The sequence below is a fragment of the Pseudomonas sp. B21-053 genome (genome assembly GCF_026016365.1).
Classification (GTDB): Bacteria; Pseudomonadota; Gammaproteobacteria; order Pseudomonadales; family Pseudomonadaceae; genus Aquipseudomonas; species Aquipseudomonas nunensis.
On record NZ_CP087205.1, the window covers coordinates 5,339,116 to 5,356,712 of the forward strand.

The window sequence follows — 17,597 nt, forward strand, 5'->3', positions numbered from 1 at the left end:
GAAATACATAACCTGTGGGAGCGAGCCTGCTCGCGAAAGCGGTGTCTCAGTCACCAGAGATGGCGATTGACAGTCCGCTTTCGCGAGCAGGCTCGCTCCCACAGGGGGGTGTTCAGAGATTGACGACGTTGACGAAGCGCGAGGCCGCGGTTTCGTCGATCTTCAAACTGGCGAAGTCAAACAGGTTGCGGTCCGCCAGTTGCGATGGCTGCACATTTTGCAGACTGCGGAAAATGCTTTCGGTTCGGCCCGGGGTCTTGCGCTCCCACTCTTGCAGCATGTCCTTGACCACCTGGCGTTGCAGGTTTTCCTGGGAGCCGCAGAGGTTGCACGGGATGATCGGGAATTGCTTGAAGTCCGAGTAGGCCTGGATGTCTTTTTCGTTGCAGTAGGCCAACGGGCGGATCACCACGTTACGCCCGTCATCAGCGCGCAGTTTCGGCGGCATGGCCTTGAGCGTGCCATTGAAGAACATGTTGAGGAAAAACGTCTCGACGATGTCATCGCGGTGATGACCGAGGGCCATCTTGGTCGCGCCAATTTCATCGGCGAAGGTGTACAGCGTGCCACGCCGCAGGCGCGAGCACAGCGAGCAGGTGGTCTTGCCTTCCGGGATCAATTCCTTGACCACTGAGTAAGTGTCTTTCTCGACGATGTGGTACTCGACGCCCAGTGCTTTCAGGTACGCCGGCAGTACGTGCTCGGGGAAACCCGGCTGCTTCTGGTCCATGTTCACGGCCACGATATCGAACTTGATCGGGGCGACCTTCTGAAAGTGCATCAGCACGTCGAGCAGGGTGTAACTGTCCTTGCCACCGGACAGGCAGACCATGACCTTGTCGCCGTCTTCAATCATGTTGAAATCGGCAACAGCCTCACCGGCCTGGCGGCGAAGGCGCTTTTGCAGTTTGTTCTGGTTGACCGTGAGAGTGCCCATGACGCGAATCCGTGAGGTGTGACGAAAGGCCGGCATTTTACGCAAAAAAACTTCACCGGCGAAGGGGCCACAATTTCCCTGTGGGAGCGGGCTTGCTCGCGAATGCGGTGGATCAGTCGACACAACATTGCCTGAAACACCGCATTCGCGAGCAGGCTCGCTCCCACAGTGGATTGTGGTGACAGACCCGCACGCGATTAGCAGGGTTGTTTACAGCGCGATTTGCTCTAACGCCCTGCAACCTGCGCCGTTAAGACCTTTCTATACTGCGACATAAGGTCGCACACATATCCAGACCTTTACTTACTTGGCCACTTTGGCCCGTAGGCGCTCCGCTGGGGGGCGATGGTAATAACAAGAGGAGTGACTGGCATGATCCATCACGTAGTGGGGCTCTTCACCCACCCCGACCAGGAATGGAAAGAAATCCGTGGCGACCAGGAGGAAAGCATCAGCCACATGTACCTCACCCACACGCTGATCCTGGCGGCGATCCCGGCTGTGTCCGCGTTTATCGGCACCACCCAGGTCGGCTGGGTCATCGGCAGTCGGGCGCCGGTGATGCTGACCACAGAAAGCGCGCTATGGATGACGATCATGTCGTACGTGGCGATGCTTGGCGGCGTGGCCGTGATGGGCGCATTCATCCACTGGATGGCCCGTACTTATGACGCAAACCCGAGCCTGGCCCGTTGCGTCGCATTTGCCACTTACACCGCGACACCGCTGTTCGTGGGCGGCCTGGCGGCGTTGTATCCACATATGTGGCTGGGGATGATCGTTGGCACCGCCGCGATCTGCTACACGGTGTACCTGCTGTATGTGGGGTTACCGACCTTCATGAACATTCCATCTGACGAGGGATTCCTGTTTTCAAGTTCGGTGCTCGCCGTCGGGCTGGTGGTGCTGGTGGCGATCATGGCGTTTACCGTTATTGTCTGGGGACTCGGCGTGGGGCCGGTCTATACGAACTAGTTTTTTCACAGAACAAGATCTGCCAACACAGGCCGCCGCAAGGCGGCCTTCTAATGTGCGGCGACGACCATTCGGCGCCTCACTGATTCGCAAGTCCCAGGGGTTGCGGCATACTCGACATCTCTGGAGATCCATCAAGCATGCCCGAGCAACTCAATACCCGCGTCGAAGACTGTTTCCAACAAGCTGAATCCTTTTTCAAACGACCTTTCAAACGCCCCGTGGTGAGCCTCAAGCTGCGCGGGCAAAAAGCCGGTGTCGCGCATTTGCACGAGAACCTGCTGCGCTTCAACCCGCAGCTGTACCGGGAAAACACCGAAGACTTCCTCAAGCAGACCGTGGCCCACGAAGTCGCGCACCTGATCGCCCATCAACTGTTCGGCGACAGCATCCAGCCCCACGGCGAAGAGTGGCAGTTGATCATGCGCGGCGTGTACGAACTGCCGCCCAACCGTTGCCACACCTACGACGTCAAACGCCGCAGCGTGACCCGCTACATCTACAAATGCCCGTGCGCCGACAGCGATTTCCCGTTCTCGGCGCAGCGGCACAGTCTGGTGCGGCAGGGGCGGCGGTATTTGTGCCGGCGGTGCCGGAGCACGTTGGTGTTTAGTGGGGAGATGCGGGTCGAATAGTCAGTTCTTTGGTGTTCATGCCGGCCCCTTCGCGAGCAGGCTCGCTCCCACAGGGGGATTTTCGGTGTGACATAAATCCACTGTGGGAGCGAGCCTGCTCGCGAAGGCGTCCTGAAAGGCACTACACAACTACTTTGTTGCGCCGCAATTCTGCAATCCGCTCAACACTAAACCCCAACTCCCCCAACACCTGATCCGTATGCTCGCCCACCGCTGCCCCAATAAACCGCGGCTCGGGCAACCCCTCGGAAAATTTCAACGGACACGCCATCTGCGCTTGATTCGTCCCGTCACCACGAGGCACCTCGGTCACCACGCCCCGCGCCTTTAACTGCGGATGCCGCACCGCCTCGCCCAAACTCAACACCGGCTCGACACACGCATCGACCCCGGCAAACAACTCGCACAGTTCGGCAAAGTCGTGCTTTTCGAATTCCATCTTCAACTCATTCTTCAGCGCCTGTTGCTGCTCGGGTTTGGGCGACAGGCCTTGGGCCGCCAGTTCCGGACGCCCCAGCGCCGAACACAGTTGCTGCATGAACGCCGGTTCCAGGCTGCCGACCGATAACCAGCGGCCATCCCGCGAACGGTAATAGTCATAGAAACTGCCACCATTGAGCATCTGCTCTTCGCGTCCCGGCTCCACGCCGCAGGCCAGGTATCCGGCGCCGGCCATGGCGTTGAGGCTGAAGGCGCAGTCGGTCATGCTCACGTCGATGTGCTGCCCCTGCCCCGTTTGCTGCCGGGCGATCACCGCTGCCAGCAGGCCGATTACCCCATGCAGCGAACCACCGGCAATATCCGCCACCTGCATGCCCAACGGCACCGGACCGCTGTCAGCGCGCCCGGTGTAGCTCGACAGCCCCGCCAGCGCCAGGTAGTTGAGGTCGTGGCCGGCGCGGTCCTTGTAGGGTCCGGTCTGACCGTAGCCGGTGATCGAGACGTAGATCAGCTTCGGATTGATCGCCTTCAACGCTTCATAACCCAGGCCCAGGCGCTCCATCACGCCGGGGCGGAACTGCTCCAGCACGATGTCGTGGTCCTGCAGCAGTTGCTTGATCACCGCCAGCGCCTCGGGCTGCTTGAGGTCCAGGGCGAGGCTGCGCTTGTTGCGGTTGAGGTAAGCGTGGCTGGCGGAGACACCTTGATCGTGAGGCGGCAGCACCCGCAGCAGGTCCATGCGGGTCGGCGATTCGATGCGCAATACTTCGGCGCCCATGTCCGCCAGCAACAAGGAGGCGAACGGCCCCGGCAGCAGTGTCGAGAAATCCAGAACCTTGAGTGATGCCAGTGGACCAAGCATGGGAATACTCCGTGAGCGATGCCTCCAGACTAGGCAGCCGAGGGCATTGCCGCAATCACCTGATGGGTCAGCAAAAATGACCGTTTCGCTCAAACCGCAGGCATGAAAAAACCCGCCGAAGCGGGTTTTTCATTGCAGCGCGTCTTATTTGACGTTGCTTGGGGTTGGGCCTTCGGCCACGCCCAGGTCGTCTTCTACGCGCTCGTCGGAGATACCGCGACCGCCAGAAGCCAGCTCGGCTTGCATCACGTCGGTGTCCAGTTCCTTGACCCACTTGGCCACGACCAGGGTCGCAACAGCGTTACCGACCAGGTTGGTCAGTGCGCGGGCTTCGGACATGAAGCGGTCGATGCCGAGGATCAGCGCCAGACCGGCAACCGGCAAGTGGCCTACAGCCGACAGGGTGGCGGCCAGTACGATGAAGCCCGAACCGGTCACGCCGGCAGCGCCTTTGGAGGACAGCAGCAACACCACCAGCAGGGTGATCTGGTGCGTGATGTCCATGTGGGTGTCGGTCGCTTGGGCGATGAACACGGCCGCCATGGTCAGGTAGATCGCGGTACCGTCGAGGTTGAACGAGTAACCGGTTGGAATCACCAGGCCTACGACAGATTTCTGCGCACCCAGACGCTCCATTTTGATCAGCATGCGTGGCAGTACCGATTCCGAAGAAGAAGTACCCAGCACGATCAGCAGTTCTTCACGGATGTAGCGAATCACTTTCAGCACGCTGAAGCCGTGAGCGCGAGCGATACCGCCCAGCACGATCAGGATGAACAGCAGGCAAGTGATGTAGAAGCACGCCATCAGCTGACCGAGTTGCACCAGCGAACCGACACCGTAGGCACCGATGGTGAACGCCATGGCACCGAAGGCGCCAATAGGGGCGAGCTTCATGATCATGTTGATGATGTTGAACATCACGTGAGCGAAGCGATCGATGAAGTCCAGGATCGGCTTGCCGTAGGCACCCAGGCGATGCAGGGCGAAACCGAAGATCACCGAGAACATCAATACTTGCAGGATATCGCCAGTGGCGAACGCGCCGAAGATGGTGTTCGGGATCACGTTCAGCAGGAAGCCAACGACGCTTTGATCAGCACCGGCGGCAACGTATTGAGCGACTTTGGAGGCATCCAGCGTGGTCACGTCGATGTGCATGCCGGCACCCGGCTGGACGATGTTGACCACCACCAGGCCGACCAGCAGTGCGATGGTCGAAACGATTTCGAAGTACAGCAGCGCGTAACCGCCGGTCTTGCCAACCGATTTCATGCTCTGCATGCCCGCGATACCGCTGACGACGGTGCAGAAGATGATCGGGGCGATGATCATTTTGATCAGTTTGATGAACCCGTCACCCAGCGGCTTGAGGGCCACACCGGTCTGCGGATAGAAGTGACCGATCAGGATACCGATGATGATGGCAACGATTACCTGGAAATACAGGGATTTGTACAGTGGCTGACGAGTCGTCATTGCAAAGTTCCTCAAGAGTGCCCCATCACAACATTCATCTATTGCCCGTGACACTTCATTTGCGAACCCTCCTGCACTGGAGGGATTTGTTTTGTCGAGCTGCGCAACGGCAGGCATCTGCTCGTTGTATCGCAAAGCCCGTGCCACCTTCGCCGAATTCCCTGCAAGCCTTTTGACATCAAGGGCTGCAGGGTTTTCTTTGTCACTGATCGGTTACGCCAATGTGGCGGATTTCCGCCTATCGCCCCGACCTCGTCCTACAATATGGCGGATATCCGCCTTGTTCATCGCCAAGTCCTGCGGCTACCATCGGCCGCTTAATGGATGGACCTGCCTGTTATGCGCGAACGCACCATCGCCAGCCATTTCGCCCGTGCCGCCCTCGGTGGCGCGCGTCGGCGTGGCTATGATTATTCCGGCCTGTTGTTACAACTGGGGATCAGCCCCGAGTTGCTCGACGAGCCACGGGCACGTATCGCGCCGGAGCAGTTCACCCGCCTGATCCAGGGCCTGTGGCTGGCGCTGGACGACGAATACCTGGGCTTCGGCCGGGCATCGAGCAAACCCGGCAGTTTCGCCATGATGTGCCATGCCATCATCCATTGCCGCAGCCTGGAGAAAGCACTGCATCGCGGCTTATTGTTTTATAGCCTATTCCCCGAGGCTCCGCGCCTGACCCTGAGCCGCGAAGGCGAAATGATCCGCTTGAGCCTCGACGATTCGCAGTTGTGGGACCCGGATCACTTTCTCAGTGAATGCCTGCTGGTGATCTGGCACCGACTCGGCAGTTGGCTGATTGGTCAGCGCATCCGTTTGGAGGAGGCCACGTTCAGCTACCCGAAACCCGATCACGGCGCCGAATACGATCTGCTGTTTCCCTGCCCGCAGGTGTTTTCGACAGCCCAGAGCAGCCTGCTGTTTCACAGCCGCTACTTGAATATGCCGTTGTTGCAGGACGAGCGAACCCTCAAGCATTTCCTCGAACGCTCCCCTGCCGACCTGCTGTCGCGCCCGGATGACGGCGACAGTTTGAGCAGCCAGTTGCGCCGTTTGCTCAGCCGCGACAGCGCGCGCTGGCCAGACCTCGAGGCCGTGGCTGCGCACTTGCACATCAGCCCGCAGACCCTGCGCCGGCATTTGCGTGAAGAAGGGTCGAGTTTTCAGGAGTTGAAGGACCAGTTGCGTCGCGACATTGCGATTTATCACCTGGGGCGGGCGGATCTGTCGTTGCAGCAGATTGCCGAGCAGCTGGGGTTTTCCGAGCCTTCGGCGTTTCACCGGGCGTTCAAGAAGTGGACTGGATTGACGCCGGGGCTTATCGGGCGCAGGAGAGCTGAAGGCACCTTCAGACTTTGTGGTGGATATGCCGGCCTCTTCGCGAGCAAGCCCGCTCCCACAGGGGATCTGTTGTGAGCACATAATTTGTGTACACCCAAGATCCAATGTGGGAGCGGGCTTGCTCGCGAAGAGGCCCGCAATAACACCCTCACTCCACCGGTCAAACCGCCGGAAAATGAATCCGGAACGCCGCCCCGCCCAACGCCGAATCCCCCAAGGTCAATTTGGCGCTGTAGCTCTCGATGATGTCCTTGACCACCGCCAAACCAATCCCCTGCCCCGGATGCTGACGATCCAAGCGTTCGCCGCGTTGCAGAATCCGCGCACGCTGATCCGGCGGCACGCCCGGCCCGTCATCTTCCACGCACAGCTCAATCCCGCTCAGGGTTTCACGCACGCTGATGCGCACTTCGCTCAGGCACAGGCGATAGGCGTTTTCCAGCAGGTTTCCCATCATTTCCAGCAAGGCGCCCTGCTCGATCGGCACGTAACACTGCTCCGGCAAATCGAACGCCACCCGCACGCGCTTGTCGCGATAAACCTTGTCCAGCGTATCGCAAAGACTTTGCAGCACCGGGCGCAGGCGCACCTGATGGCGCACCAGACCGCTTTTGCGCAGGCTGGCGCGTTGCAATTGATAGCTGATCTGCTGGCTCATGCGTTCGATCTGCGATTGCAGCACCCACGCCTGATCTCGATCCTCGGGGCGCTGGGCCATGTCCTCGCTGACGCTTTGCAACACGGTCAACGGGGTTTTCAGGCTATGGGCCAGGTCGTCGAGGGAATCGCGGTAGCGGCTGCGCTGTTCACGTTCGCTGTGCAGCAAACGGTTGAGCGAGCCGGTCAGGCGCAGCAGTTCACGGGGGTGTTCTTCCGTGAGGCTTTCGCGAGTGCCGCTTTCGATCTCATCCAGTTCCTGGCTCAAGCGGCGTAATGCCTGCAAGCCCCAGGTCAGACCGATCCACAGCAACGCCAGCAGCACCAGCAACGCGGCGCCGAAGCCGAGGTAGAGATTTTCCCGCAGGCCTTCAACGGTGACTTCGTACTCGCGCACCGGTTGCAGGGCGACGATGCTGAACGCCGCGCTTTTGCCGCCGAGCAATTTGACCTCGACGTCGTAGACGAAGAATTCCTGGCCGTTGGCTTCGCGAATCCGCGCAAATTCGTTACCACGCCCGTCATAGCGCGGCTTGTAGTTGATGTTTTCTTCCTGAGTGGCTTTCGAACGCCAGACCAGATGCCCTTCGCGGTCGTAGATGTAGCCGAGCAAGCGGCTGTCAGTCAGGTTGAAACGCTCGTCGGGCAACTGCAAAGGCATCTGCAAGCGGTTGCCTTCCACCCGGGCGGCGGAGATCAACGTGGTGACGTCCGAGGCCAGGCGTTGCTCGATGGAATCCTGCAACGCCAGGCTGAACGCGCCCTGCATCGCCGGCAACAACGCCAGCATGAACAATACCGCCAACAGGGTGGCGGCGAGCATCAGCCGGACGCGAAGGGAACGAATCAAGTGCAGCGCTCATTGAACAGGTAACCAAGACCGCGCACGGTGTCGATCGGCTTGAACCCGGCAGGGCCTTCGAGTTTGCGGCGCAAGCGGCCGACCAGCACTTCGATCACATTCGGATCGCGCTCGTCGTCGTCCGGGTACAACTGTTCCATCAAGCGGTCCTTGGCCACCACTTGTTGGTGATGGCGCATCAGGTACTCGAGGATCCGGTATTCGTAGGCGGTCAGCGCCAGCGGCTGGTCGTCGAGGGACGCCTGCTTGCGATTGAGGTCGAGCAGCAGCGGTCCGGCGACAATCGTCGACTGGGTGAAACCGCTGGAGCGACGCAACAAGGCATTGAGCCGGGCGTCCAGCTCTTCGAACTGGAACGGCTTGACCACGTAATCGTCGGCACCGGCAGCCAGGCCTTCGACCTTGTCCTGCCAGTTGCCGCGCGCGGTGAGGATCAGGATCGGAAAGGTCTTGCCCCGGGAGCGCAGCTGACGAATCAGGTCGAGCCCCCCCATGCCCGGCAGGCCGAGGTCGATCACCGCCAGGTCATGGTTGAACTGCTCGGTCTGGTACAGCGCCTCTTCGGCGTTGGCCACGGACTCGACCACGTGGCCGCTATCCGTCAGGCGGGTTTGCAGGTGATGGCGCAGCAGCGCTTCATCTTCGACGACCAGCAGTTTCATAACGCTCTCCCGGGCAAAACAACATCTCCAGAGGCATGTGCAGATGCCTCGATGGTCAACATGGCAACGCCGGATCACCCGTTTTGGGTGACCCGGCGCAGGTCTGTCACGAACCGCTTATTAAAAAGCGTAGTTGGCAGACAGGTACGTCTGGGCGCTGCTGTTCAAGGCCAGCGACCCTTGTTTGCTACCACCGCGCTCGCTCATTTCGGTGCTGGCATTGCTGCGCAGGTAACGGTAACCCAGCTCGACCGAGGTGTTCTGGGAAACTTGCTGCAACACACCAACCTGGCCGCCGAGGGCGTAACCGATGTCGCTGTCGCGGCTGAAGCCTGGGGACTCTTGAGTCATCTTGGTAATACCGGCCGTGGCACCGCCGAACAATTTAGTGCTGCCGCCCACCGGGTAGAACAGATCGTAGCTGCCCAGCAGGTTTTCCTGACGCAGTTTAATGCCATTGTGCGAGCCCGACACGTTGTCGTAGGTGGCGTAGTAGCGGCCCTGGCTGTTTTGCTGGCCCAGACGCACACCCCAGGTGGTGTCCTTGCCGATCACGCCGTCGGCGTTCGGGCTGTTGAGGTTGTCGTTCAAGGCGTGGGATTTTTTGACCTTGTCGCTGGTTTGGCCGAGCGTCAGGCCGGCGAAGGTTTCGTCGGTGGCGTGGGCAGCGGCGCTGGCGCTCAAAACGGTGAAAGCCAGAAGCAGTTTTTTCAATCCTGTCATAGGAAGTTTCCTTATGCGCTATCGCTTTTTGGGTACGGGGCAAGGTTACTGACCCAGCCCTGAACTCCCCCTGAACGCACTCTGAACCTAAGCTGAATCAAATCGACTAGGCTGATTTGACGACTTTCTTTGCAGGAGATCCGACCATGCGCATGTTCCTCGCGCTCGTATTGCTGGCCTTAAGCGGGCTGACCCAGGCTGCGATCAAGACCCAGGAAATCCCTTACCAAAGCACCGACGGAACCAAAATGATCGGCTACTACGCCTACGACGACGCCATTAAAGGCCCGCGTCCGGGCGTGGTGGTGGTGCATGAATTCTGGGGCCTCAACGATTACGCCAAGCGCCGCGCCCGGGATCTGGCCGGGTTGGGTTACAGCGCTTTAGCCATCGACATGTATGGCGGTGGCAAGAACACCGAGCATCCCAAGGACGCCATGGCGTACATGCAAGAAGTGCTGAAGGACAGTGCGGTGGCCAGCGCACGCTTCCAGGCAGGGCTCGATCTGTTGAAGCAACAGCCGCAGACCGACCCGGACAAACTCGCGGCCATCGGTTATTGCTTCGGTGGTGGCGTGGTGCTGAATGCGGCGCGTCAGGGCTTGCCGCTGAAAGGCGTGGTGAGTTTCCACGGGGCGCTGGCGACCAATACGCCGGCAGCGCCGGGCAGTGTGAAAGCAAAAATCCTCGTCGAGCATGGCGCCAAGGACAGCATGATCACCCCGGACAACGTGGCGGCGTTCAAGTCGGAAATGGACAAGGCTGGCGCGGACTATAAATTTGTCAGCCTGAAGGACGCCAAGCATGGGTTCAGCAATCCGGATGCGGATCGGTTGGGCCATGGCGATCATGGCGGGCCGGATATTGGCTACAACAAAGCGGCAGATGAGAGTTCGTGGGCGGATATGAAGGCGTTCTTCAAGAAGATCTTTGCTTGAGCAGGTAGACCGAGTAACGGCCTTCGCGGGCAAGCCTCGCTCCTACAGGATTTGTGTCGTGCCCCGATCGCGCGATCAAACCAAAACCTGTAGGAGCGAGGCTTGCCCGCGAATGGCCGCGCCACCGATCTAACCTTTGCACTACCCAGCCCCCGGACAACCCGGCAAAATGCCTGACATGAATCCAGCCCTGCCCGCCTGTTGCACCCCACTCGAGCCTCACTGGCCGTTGCCTTTCGTGCTGCCCGATACCGTGCTGTTGAGCACTCACTTCGACACTTCGCAACTGGCCAGCGATGACTTCCAGCGCAGCGCCATCGCGCCGCCGGCGAGCATCCAGCGTTCGGTGGCCAAGCGTCAGGCCGAGTTTCTCGCCGGGCGGGTCTGCGCCCGGGCCGCGTTGCAGCAACTGGAAGGGTTGAGTTTTATCCCGGCCATTGGCGAAGACCGTGCTCCGGTCTGGCCGGCGCACATCACCGGTTCAATCACCCACAGCACCGGCCGCGCCGCAGCGATTGTCGCGAACAAGGCGCACTGGCGCGGGCTGGGCATGGACCTGGAAAACCTGCTCAACTTCGAACGGGCCGAACGCCTGGCCGGGGAAATCCTCACGCCGCCGGAGTTGCAGCGCATGGCGGCCGGGGCGAAAGATCAGTTGGCGTTGTTGGTGACTCTGACGTTCTCGGTGAAGGAAAGCCTGTTCAAGGCGCTGTACCCGATCGTTCAGCAGCGGTTTTATTTTGAACACGCAGAAGTGCTGGAGTGGACGGTGGGTGGTCAGGTGCGATTGCGCTTGCTGACGGATCTTTCCAGCGAATGGCGCAATGGCACGGAGCTGGAAGCGCAGTTTGGGGTGCAGGATGGGCAGTTGTTGAGTTTGGTCAGTATCAAGGCCTGAAGATTTGTCTCGCCTGAGAGGGCCTCTTCGCGAGCAAGCCCGCTCCCACATTAGAATGCATTTCAAAATGTGGGAGCGGGCTTGCTCGCGAAGGCGGTCTACCAGCCACCACAATATTCAACGCTTCTCCTGATTCCTCGGCCAACTCAAACTGAAGCACGCCCCGCCCAGGCTTTTGCTCTTGCTGATCAGCGCCCGCCCGCCGTGCCAATGCACAATCCGCCGCACGATGGACAAGCCCAATCCATGCCCGCCCGACGCGCGGGTGCGGCTGTCATCGAGGCGCAGGAACGGGGTGAAGATTTTCTCCCAGGCAATTTCCGGCACGCCCGGCCCGTCATCCTCGACGTCCACCCGACAGCGCAACTGCCCGACCTGATAACTCACGGTCACCCGCGACTGCGCATGGCGCATGGCGTTGCTGACCAGGTTCTGCAAGGCGCGGTGCAGGTAACGCGGTTCGGCTTCGACCCAGGCATCGTCGCAATCGGCGGCAGACAGGCACAAACCGCGCTGCACCGTGACTTCCGCGCGCAGCGGCGCCAGTTCCTCGATCACCTGATTGACCAGCGCATCCAGATCGACCCGCTGGAAATTCAGCGCCGGTGAGCCCTGCTCCAACCGCGCGTAGGTGAGCATCTCGTCGACCAGTTTATCGAGGTCCTCGATGTCGTGGTCCATGCCTTCGCGGTACTTTTCCAAGGCCTGGGGCGTGGTGGCCGAGCCGATCATTTCCAGACCAAAACGCAAGCGCGCCACGGGTGTACGCAGTTCGTGGGACACCGCACGCACCAGTTCGCGCTGAATCGCCAGCAACTGCTGCAAGTGCTCGGCCATGCCGTTGAACGCCGACGCGAGACGCCCGACCGAGTCCGCCCCGCGCGCCGGCACGCGGGTTTCCAGGCTGCCCTTGGCGATGCGCGTGGCGGCGGCTTCGAGGCCGCGCAAACGGCGCTCCAGTTGCCGCACCAACAGATAGACGATCAAGCCGATCAGCGTCAGGCCCAGGGCGGCGATCAGCACCAGCCACTCCGGCGGATACGGGTTCATCTGAAACAATGGGCCGATTTCCAGCACCCACGGCGTGCCGACCATGCCGGCAAACACGCGGATCGAATCGCCGCCCTTGCCCAGCGCCATCACCGTATCGCCTTCGGACACCCGGCGGCTCTGGTCTTCGTCCATGTCCGCCTGTTCGACCTTTACCAGTCGCAGATCGAAACCAAACCCTTTGTCTTCCTTCAATTGCGCCAGGCGCTTGGGTTGCTCGGCCACCGGGTAGCGCACCAGTTCGTCGGCCAGCAGGTAAATGGTCGCCCGGGCCAGTTGCTCGCTGATCTGCTGCACTTCGCCAGTGAGCACCAGTTGTTCCTTGTCACTGACCAAGCGGTAAACCTTCGCCGCATGCGGACCGGTCTGCTCCACCAGCGCCTGACCACGCAGCACACGAGTACGCTGGGTCAGGTCGAGGTCGGTCTGGGCGAAGGTCTGCAACGCCAGGGGAATCCCCAGCAGGCGCTCCCACACCAGCAAGGCGCGGTGGCGCTCGGTTTCGTTCATCGGTTGCAGGTTGTCGGCCATCAGCGAAAACGTGCCGTGGGCCAGGCGTTCGCGGTATTGCTCGCTGCGCACCTGATTGAGCAAGTGCAGCGCCAGCACGCCGAGCACGGCCACGAGGATCAGCGCCGCGCACATGCCGCCGTAGATGCGCAGGAAGATCGAATTCACAGGGGCAGGTCTACGCAGGCTTCCGGCACGAACAGGTAGCCTTTGCTGCGCACGGTCTTGATCAGCCGTGGATGGTCCGGGTCGTCGCCGATTTTCGGCCGGATGCGCGAGATGCGCACATCGATGGAACGGTCCTGGCCGTCGTAGCCGATGCCGCGCAACGCGGTGAAGATTTCTTCCCGGGACAAAATGCGCCCGGCGTTGGCCACCAGCAGCCACAGCAGATCGAACTCGGCGCTGGTCAGTTCGATACCTTGGTCATTGAGCCAGGCTTCGCGCAGCGCGTTGTCCACCACCAACGGGCCGAACTGCAAGCGCCGGAGTTTTTCCGGGGCCACTTCCGGGGTTTCGCTGCGGCGCAACAAGGCCTGGATCCGCGCCAGCAGCAAGCGTGGACGCACCGGTTTGCACACGTAGTCGTCGGCGCCCAGGTCCAGGCCGAGAATCTGGTCGGTGTCGTCGGTGCGCGCCGTGAGCATCAGGATCGGGCCGTCGTACTTGTCGCGCACCTTGCGGCAAATGCTCAAGCCATCCTCGCCGGGGAGCATCAGGTCGAGGATCACCAGGTCCGGCTGTTCCTTGATGATCCGCGCGGCGGCCAGTGCGCCGTTGCCTTCGATCGCCACGCGCAGGCCATTGGCTTCGAGGTAATCGCGAGTCAGTTCGGCCAGACGCTGGTCGTCTTCGACAATCAATACCTGCCAGGCTTCTTGCTGCTCCACGGTGACCTCTGCTTGCCAACAACACTAATAAGGAAGGATCCCCCCGTCTTTTTGTAATGATTGGGGAGGATAAGAATGCGTGTGTACGGCCGATTGTATAAACGTCGCCCGGTGAGAAAACAAGTCGGCAAATGCGTTCGGACAACCCGGTTTTTTGTGATAGGGTTCGCGCCCTTAAAAAACCGCCCGGACTGTTTTCAATTGTGAAAATACCATGACAAACGGTCTACTCCAGTAGGGTCGCGGCCTACACGCTGTTTCCACGTTTCACACACAATTTACGCACAGGTTTATCCACAGGTAGTACGTTGCAATCACCCCCCAAAACGCATTATCTTGTACCTCGGCGCTCAAAAAACCCTACATGTAGGGTTTTAGCCCAAAAACCAAACACAAACCAGACACCGATTTCAAGCGCTTTTATTGCCTTTGTCTGGTTGAACCAAACGTATTTCAAGAAGCCCAAACCGCTCGAGCGGATGGCTACTGTTTTTGAGCCAAAAACGGCAAGAACGGTACGGGTGTTGCAGTCCCCAACTGTCACCCGACACGAATTCGGTCTTCAGCCTCTGGCTTGAGACCAAAGACTTCGGCATGGAAGCGGCGCCCTATAGCCCCCTTCCTACTGTCCCGAAGTTGTTATGCCCGGCGCTCGCCGGTTGTAGTGCTTCAGGACGGAACGGTGGGCACCGTGATGGTGCCCAAACAAACATAGAGAACGTGGAGACACCCATGCAAACCGACACAACTCGCGAGAACCCGCAGGGCACCTTGCCGCAGGCTGCTGATTCGTCTTCGGATCTGTCCGCCACCGCGCCTGGCCAACTGCGCGTGATCAAGCGTAACGGGACTGTCGTTCCTTACACCGATGACAAAATCACCGTCGCCATCACCAAAGCGTTTCTCGCAGTTGAGGGTGGCACCGCTGCCGCCTCGTCGCGAATCCACGACACCGTTGCCCGCCTGACCGAACAAGTCACCGCGACCTTCAAGCGTCGCATGCCTTCGGGCGGCACTATCCACATCGAAGAAATCCAGGACCAGGTCGAACTGGCCCTGATGCGTGCCGGCGAGCAGAAAGTCGCTCGCGACTACGTGATCTACCGTGACGGTCGTTCGAAACAACGCGCCGCCCACGCCCCGGCCGAAGAAGCAGTCAACGCTCACCCGTCGATCCGCATCACCCGCGCCGATGGCACCTTTGCTCCTCTGGACATGGGTCGCCTGAACACCATCGTCACCGAAGCGTGCGAAGGCCTGGAAGAAGTCGACGGCGACCTGATCCAGCGCGAAACCCTGAAAAACCTGTACGACGGCGTGGCCCTGACCGACGTCAACACCGCTCTGGTGATGACTGCCCGTACGCTGGTCGAGCGTGAGCCGAACTACTCGTTCGTGACTGCCCGCCTGCTGATGGACACCCTGCGCGCCGAAGGCCTGAGCTTCCTGGAAGTTGCCGAGAGCGCGACTCACCACGAAATGGTCGACCTGTACGCCAAGGCCCTGCCGGCCTACATCGCCAAGGGTATCGAATTCGAATTGCTGAACCCGATCCTGGCCACTTTTGACCTGGAAAAACTCGGCAAGGCGATCAACCACGAGCGCGATCAGCAGTTCACGTACCTGGGTCTGCAAACCCTGTACGACCGTTACTTCATCCACAAGGACGGTATCCGCTTCGAACTGCCGCAGATCTTCTTCATGCGCGTGGCCATGGGCCTGGCGATCGAAGAGAAGCACAAAGAAGACCGTGCGATCGAGTTCTACAACCTGCTGTCGTCCTTCGACTACATGTCGTCGACTCCGACCCTGTTCAACGCCGGTACCCTGCGTCCACAGCTGTCCAGCTGCTACCTGACCACCGTGCCGGATGACCTGTCGGGCATCTACCACGCGATCCACGACAACGCCATGTTGTCGAAATTCGCTGGCGGCCTGGGCAACGACTGGACTCCGGTTCGTGCCTTGGGTTCGTACATCAAGGGCACCAACGGCAAATCCCAGGGCGTTGTTCCGTTCCTGAAAGTGGTGAACGACACCGCCGTTGCTGTTAACCAGGGTGGCAAGCGCAAAGGCGCAGTGTGTGCTTACCTGGAAACCTGGCACATGGACATCGAAGAGTTCATCGAGCTGCGCAAGAACACCGGTGATGATCGTCGTCGTACCCACGACATGAACACGGCCAACTGGATCCCTGACCTGTTCATGAAGCGCGTCTTCGATGACGGCAAGTGGACCCTGTTCTCGCCGTCCGAAGTGCCGGACCTGCACGACCTGACCGGCAAGGCCTTCGAAGAGCGCTACGAGTACTACGAAGCCCTGTCCGAGTACCCGGGCAAGATCAAGCTGTTCAAGACCATCCAGGCCAAAGACCTGTGGCGCAAAATGCTGTCCATGCTGTTTGAAACCGGCCACCCTTGGCTGACCTTCAAAGACCCGTGCAACCTGCGCAGCCCGCAGCAGCACGTGGGCGTGGTCCATAGCTCGAACCTGTGCACCGAGATCACCTTGAACACCAACAAGGACGAGATCGCTGTTTGCAACCTGGGCTCGATCAACCTGCCGAACCACATCACCAACGGCAAGCTGGACACCGCCAAGCTGGAGCGCACCGTGAACACCGCCGTTCGCATGCTCGATAACGTTATCGACATCAACTACTACTCGGTGCCACAAGCGAAGAATTCCAACTTCAAGCACCGTCCGGTCGGCCTGGGCATCATGGGCTTCCAGGATGCGCTGTACCTGCAGCACATTCCTTACGGTTCCGATGCAGCCGTCGAGTTCGCCGACAAGTCCATGGAAGCGGTCAGCTACTACGCGATCCAGGCTTCCTGCGACCTGGCCGACGAGCGCGGCGCCTACGAGACGTTCCAGGGTTCGCTGTGGTCCAAAGGCATCCTGCCGCTGGATTCGCAACAGATCCTGATCGAACAACGTGGCCAGAAGTACATCGACGTTGACCTGAACGAATCCCTGGACTGGGCACCGGTTCGTGCCCGTGTGCAGAAAGGCATTCGCAACTCCAACATCATGGCCATCGCACCGACCGCCACCATCGCCAACATCACTGGCGTATCGCAGTCGATCGAACCGACCTACCAGAACCTCTATGTGAAATCGAACCTGTCGGGCGAATTCACCGTGATCAACCCGTACCTGGTTCGCGACCTGAAGGCTCGCGGTCTGTGGGACTCGGTCATGATCAACGACCTGAAGTACTACGACGGTTCGGTTCAACAGATCGAGCGCATCCCGCAAGAACTCAAAGAGCTCTACGCGACTGCCTTCGAAGTGGACACCAAGTGGATCGTTGACGCGGCCAGCCGTCGTCAGAAGTGGATCGACCAGGCTCAGTCCCTGAACCTGTACATCGCCGGCGCATCGGGCAAGAAGCTGGACGTGACCTACCGCATGGCCTGGTACCGTGGTCTGAAAACCACTTACTACCTCCGTGCCCTGGCCGCGACCAGCACCGAGAAGTCGACCATCAACACCGGCAAGCTGAACGCTGTTTCCAGCGGCGGCAACCACGGTGAAGATTCGGTCCTGGCTGCTCCAGCTGGTCCTGCTCCAGTGCCGAAGGCTTGCGCCATCGACGAGCCGGATTGCGAAGCTTGCCAATAAGCTGAGCTGGTAAGCGCTGAAAGGCGCTTATCTGAAACCCCCGATGCGCCTCTGGCGGGTCGGGGGTTTTCTTTTGTCTGGGGGAAAAGGTTGGCCGGGACGACGCCTTCGCG

13 protein-coding genes and 1 pseudogene are annotated in these 17,597 nt (G+C 60.1%); 6 read left to right on the forward strand and 8 right to left on the reverse strand.

Annotation, left to right across the window (positions count from 1 at the left end):
- Positions 1 to 112: 112 nt before the first annotated feature.
- Positions 113 to 937, reverse strand: coding sequence for a tRNA 2-thiocytidine(32) synthetase TtcA (gene ttcA / locus LOY68_RS23805; protein WP_265040357.1), 825 nt, complete (start codon positions 935 to 937; stop codon positions 113 to 115).
- 372 nt (positions 938 to 1,309) lie between these two features.
- On the opposite strand from ttcA, the gene LOY68_RS23810 reads away from it, so the two are divergent.
- Both LOY68_RS23810 and LOY68_RS23815 read left to right on the forward strand, forming a co-directional pair.
- Entirely contained in the window at positions 1,310 to 1,912 is a 603-nt protein-coding gene (locus LOY68_RS23810; protein WP_054613819.1) for a Yip1 family protein, read from the forward strand.
- A 140-nt stretch (positions 1,913 to 2,052) separates the two neighbouring features.
- On the forward strand, positions 2,053 to 2,547 hold the full coding sequence (locus LOY68_RS23815) for a SprT family zinc-dependent metalloprotease (RefSeq protein WP_054054846.1): 495 nt from the start codon (positions 2,053 to 2,055) through the stop codon (positions 2,545 to 2,547).
- Positions 2,548 to 2,668: 121 nt separating this feature from the next.
- On the opposite strand, the gene LOY68_RS23820 is transcribed toward LOY68_RS23815, so the two are convergent.
- Together LOY68_RS23820 and LOY68_RS23825 are read right to left on the reverse strand one after the other, a co-directional pair.
- Positions 2,669 to 3,850 carry a CaiB/BaiF CoA transferase family protein gene (locus LOY68_RS23820; RefSeq protein WP_265040359.1) on the reverse strand — a complete coding sequence of 394 codons (1,182 nt, stop codon included), beginning with the start codon at positions 3,848 to 3,850 and terminating at the stop codon, positions 2,669 to 2,671.
- 144 nt (positions 3,851 to 3,994) lie between these two features.
- Positions 3,995 to 5,329, reverse strand: coding sequence for a dicarboxylate/amino acid:cation symporter (locus tag LOY68_RS23825; protein WP_163912923.1), 1,335 nt, complete (start codon positions 5,327 to 5,329; stop codon positions 3,995 to 3,997).
- Between the two features lie 339 nt (positions 5,330 to 5,668).
- Here LOY68_RS23825 and LOY68_RS23830 point away from each other — a divergent pair.
- A pseudogene (locus LOY68_RS23830) lies at positions 5,669 to 6,666 on the forward strand (AraC family transcriptional regulator).
- 161 nt (positions 6,667 to 6,827) lie between these two features.
- Here LOY68_RS23830 and LOY68_RS23835 read toward each other — a convergent pair.
- The 3 genes from LOY68_RS23835 to LOY68_RS23845 all read right to left on the reverse strand — a co-directional run bounded on the left by LOY68_RS23835 (position 6,828) and on the right by LOY68_RS23845 (position 9,571).
- Positions 6,828 to 8,174 carry an ATP-binding protein gene (locus tag LOY68_RS23835; protein ID WP_054054838.1) on the reverse strand — a complete coding sequence of 449 codons (1,347 nt, stop codon included), beginning with the start codon at positions 8,172 to 8,174 and terminating at the stop codon, positions 6,828 to 6,830.
- The gene (locus LOY68_RS23840) at positions 8,171 to 8,848 is read right to left on the reverse strand and encodes a response regulator (protein ID WP_054054836.1); all 678 of its coding nucleotides are present in this window, start codon (positions 8,846 to 8,848) and stop codon (positions 8,171 to 8,173) included. Before LOY68_RS23840 ends, LOY68_RS23835 begins: the two co-directional genes overlap by 4 nt.
- A 120-nt stretch (positions 8,849 to 8,968) precedes the next feature.
- Positions 8,969 to 9,571, reverse strand: a complete 603-nt coding sequence (locus LOY68_RS23845; RefSeq protein WP_054054834.1) for an outer membrane beta-barrel protein — start codon at positions 9,569 to 9,571, stop codon at positions 8,969 to 8,971.
- A gap of 146 nt (positions 9,572 to 9,717) precedes the next feature.
- On the opposite strand from LOY68_RS23845, the gene LOY68_RS23850 reads away from it, so the two are divergent.
- Positions 9,718 to 10,509, forward strand: a complete 792-nt coding sequence (locus LOY68_RS23850) for a dienelactone hydrolase family protein (RefSeq protein ID WP_265040360.1) — start codon at positions 9,718 to 9,720, stop codon at positions 10,507 to 10,509.
- Positions 10,510 to 10,678: 169 nt separating this feature from the next.
- Positions 10,679 to 11,407, forward strand: coding sequence for a 4'-phosphopantetheinyl transferase family protein (locus LOY68_RS23855; protein WP_413787163.1), 729 nt, complete (start codon positions 10,679 to 10,681; stop codon positions 11,405 to 11,407).
- A 117-nt stretch (positions 11,408 to 11,524) separates the two neighbouring features.
- Here LOY68_RS23855 and LOY68_RS23860 read toward each other — a convergent pair whose 3' ends face one another.
- Both LOY68_RS23860 and LOY68_RS23865 read right to left on the reverse strand, forming a co-directional pair.
- Complete coding sequence (locus tag LOY68_RS23860; RefSeq protein ID WP_054054829.1) at positions 11,525 to 13,135, reverse strand: ATP-binding protein; 1,611 nt, start codon at positions 13,133 to 13,135, stop codon at positions 11,525 to 11,527.
- Positions 13,132 to 13,857 carry a response regulator gene (locus LOY68_RS23865; protein ID WP_054054827.1) on the reverse strand — a complete coding sequence of 242 codons (726 nt, stop codon included), beginning with the start codon at positions 13,855 to 13,857 and terminating at the stop codon, positions 13,132 to 13,134. Before LOY68_RS23865 ends, LOY68_RS23860 begins: the two co-directional genes overlap by 4 nt.
- 732 nt (positions 13,858 to 14,589) lie before the next feature.
- On the opposite strand from LOY68_RS23865, the gene LOY68_RS23870 reads away from it, so the two are divergent.
- Positions 14,590 to 17,484, forward strand: a complete 2,895-nt coding sequence (locus LOY68_RS23870) for a ribonucleoside-diphosphate reductase subunit alpha (protein ID WP_265040361.1) — start codon at positions 14,590 to 14,592, stop codon at positions 17,482 to 17,484.
- Positions 17,485 to 17,597: the final 113 nt, after the last annotated feature.

Coding starts and splice junctions, on each gene's coding strand:
- LOY68_RS23850 (WP_265040360.1), top strand. CDS start 9,718: ATGCGCATGTTCCTCGCGCTCGTATTGCTGGCCTTAAGCGGGCTGACC.
- LOY68_RS23840 (WP_054054836.1), bottom strand. CDS start 8,848: ATGAAACTGCTGGTCGTCGAAGATGAAGCGCTGCTGCGCCATCACCTG.
- ttcA (WP_265040357.1), bottom strand. CDS start 937: ATGGGCACTCTCACGGTCAACCAGAACAAACTGCAAAAGCGCCTTCGC.
- LOY68_RS23870 (WP_265040361.1), top strand. CDS start 14,590: ATGCAAACCGACACAACTCGCGAGAACCCGCAGGGCACCTTGCCGCAG.
- LOY68_RS23815 (WP_054054846.1), top strand. CDS start 2,053: ATGCCCGAGCAACTCAATACCCGCGTCGAAGACTGTTTCCAACAAGCT.
- LOY68_RS23820 (WP_265040359.1), bottom strand. CDS start 3,850: ATGCTTGGTCCACTGGCATCACTCAAGGTTCTGGATTTCTCGACACTG.
- LOY68_RS23845 (WP_054054834.1), bottom strand. CDS start 9,571: ATGACAGGATTGAAAAAACTGCTTCTGGCTTTCACCGTTTTGAGCGCC.
- LOY68_RS23825 (WP_163912923.1), bottom strand. CDS start 5,329: ATGACGACTCGTCAGCCACTGTACAAATCCCTGTATTTCCAGGTAATC.
- LOY68_RS23855 (WP_413787163.1), top strand. CDS start 10,679: ATGCCTGACATGAATCCAGCCCTGCCCGCCTGTTGCACCCCACTCGAG.
- LOY68_RS23810 (WP_054613819.1), top strand. CDS start 1,310: ATGATCCATCACGTAGTGGGGCTCTTCACCCACCCCGACCAGGAATGG.